Here is a 512-nt window from a genome sequence, read left to right as displayed (position 1 = left end):
GGCGTTGAAGCCGTCGATGTTGCGCACCGAGAGCTTCGACATCTTCTTGTAGCGCTCCTCCATCTCGCGCACCGCCCATTTGAGGGCGACGACCGCCTTCTTGGGATCGGTGACGACCGGGGTGAGCAGATGCGGGATGCCGTCATAGACGGAGAGCTCCAGCATCTTGGGATCGACCATGATCAGGCGGCACTCCTCCGGCTTCAGCCGGTAGAGGATCGACAGGATCATGGTGTTGATCGCCACCGACTTGCCCGAGCCGGTCGTACCCGCAACGAGCAGATGCGGCATGCGGGCGAGATCCGCGATCACCGGCTCGCCGCCGATGGTCTTGCCGAGGCAGAGCGCGAGCTTGTGCTTGGTCGCCTCGAAATCCTGGCTGGCCAGCAACTCGCGCAGGAAGACGGTCTCGCGGCGGGCGTTGGGCAACTCGATGCCGATCGCGTTCTTGCCCTGCACCACCGCAACGCGCGCCGACACCGCACTCATCGAACGCGCGATGTCGTCAGCCA

Annotated in this window: 1 protein-coding gene; it reads right to left on the bottom strand. The window is 64.5% G+C overall.

Going from position 1 to position 512, the window contains the following annotated elements; translation table 11 throughout:
• The coding region (locus AC07NY_RS25975) for a DNA translocase FtsK (RefSeq protein WP_494586092.1) at positions 1 to 512 on the bottom strand (512 nt) is incomplete at both ends.

It is taken from the genome of Allobosea sp. GW821-FHT09G06 (genome assembly GCF_059416005.1).
Note: the sequence above shows the minus strand (reverse complement) of the source record. Positions and strands in the feature narration are given on the sequence as shown.